The sequence below is a fragment of the Emticicia aquatilis genome (genome assembly GCF_014644295.1).
Lineage (GTDB): Bacteria > Bacteroidota > Bacteroidia > Cytophagales > Spirosomataceae > Emticicia > Emticicia aquatilis.
Genome location: NZ_BMKK01000032.1, coordinates 1 through 1,142, shown reverse-complemented (window position 1 = coordinate 1,142; position 1,142 = coordinate 1). Strand labels below are relative to the sequence as shown.

The 1,142-nt window shown below is 48.6% G+C and carries 1 protein-coding gene; it reads right to left on the bottom strand.

Annotated elements, in window-relative coordinates; genetic code table 11:
- A partial coding sequence (locus IEX65_RS27960; protein ID WP_188771718.1) for a SprB repeat-containing protein occupies positions 1-1,142 on the bottom strand: 1,142 nt, incomplete at both ends.

Genomic DNA, 1,142 nt, shown 5'->3' with positions numbered 1-1,142 from the left:
ATTCCCGCTCCCAAGCCTGTTGCTGTTGCAGTCGTTTGGACTGGGCTGCTGCTCCATGAGTAGGTGTATCCACCGTTACCTTCGCTTGCTACTACTGTCGCTGTACCGTTTTTCTCTCCGAAACATGCTACTGGTGTTGATGTCGCTACCGCTACTAAAGCTTTTGGTTGAATTACTTCTACTGTCGCCGTTACTACGCAGTTCTTAGCATCTTTTACTGTTACTGTGTAAATTCCCGCTCCCAAGCCTGTTGCTGTTGCAGTCGTTTGGACTGGGCTGCTGCTCCATGAGTAGGTGTAGCCACCATTACCTTCGGTTGCTACTACTGTCGCTGTGCCGTTTTTCTCTCCGAAACATGCTACTGGCGTTGATGTCGCTACCGCTACTAAAGCTTTTGGTTGAATAACTTCTACTGTCGCTGTTACTACGCAGTTCTTAGCATCTTTTACTGTTACTGTGTAAATTCCCGCTCCTAAGTCTGTTGCTGTTGCAGTCGTTTGGACTGGGCTGCTGCTCCATGAGTAGGTGTATCCACCGTTGCCTTCGCTTGCTACTACTGTCGCTGTACCGTTTTTCTCTCCGAAACACGCTACTGGTGTCGCACTCGCTACGGCTACTAAAGCTTTTGGTTGGATTACTTCTACTGTCGCTGTTACTACGCAGTTCTTAGCATCTTTTACTGTTACTGTGTAAATTCCCGCTCCCAAGCCTGTTGCTGTTGCAGTCGTTTGGACTGGGCTGCTGCTCCATGAGTAGGTGTAGCCACCATTACCTTCGGTCGCTACTACTGTCGCTGTGCCGTTTTTCTCTCCGAAACACGCTACTGGTGTCGCACTCGCTACGGCTACTAAAGCTTTTGGTTGGATTACTTCTACTGTCGCTGTTACTACGCAGTTCTTAGCATCTTTTACCGTTACTGTGTAAATACCCGCTCCTAAGCCTGTTGCCGTTGCCGTCGTTTGGACTGGGCTGCTGCTCCATGAATAAGTGTAGCCACCATTGCCTTCGCTTGCTACTACTGTCGCTGTACCGTTTTTCTCTCCGAAACATGCTACTGGTGTTGATGTCGCTACGGCTACTAAAGCTTTTGGTTGAATTACTTCTACTGTCGCCGTTACTACGCAGTTCTTAGCATCTTTTAC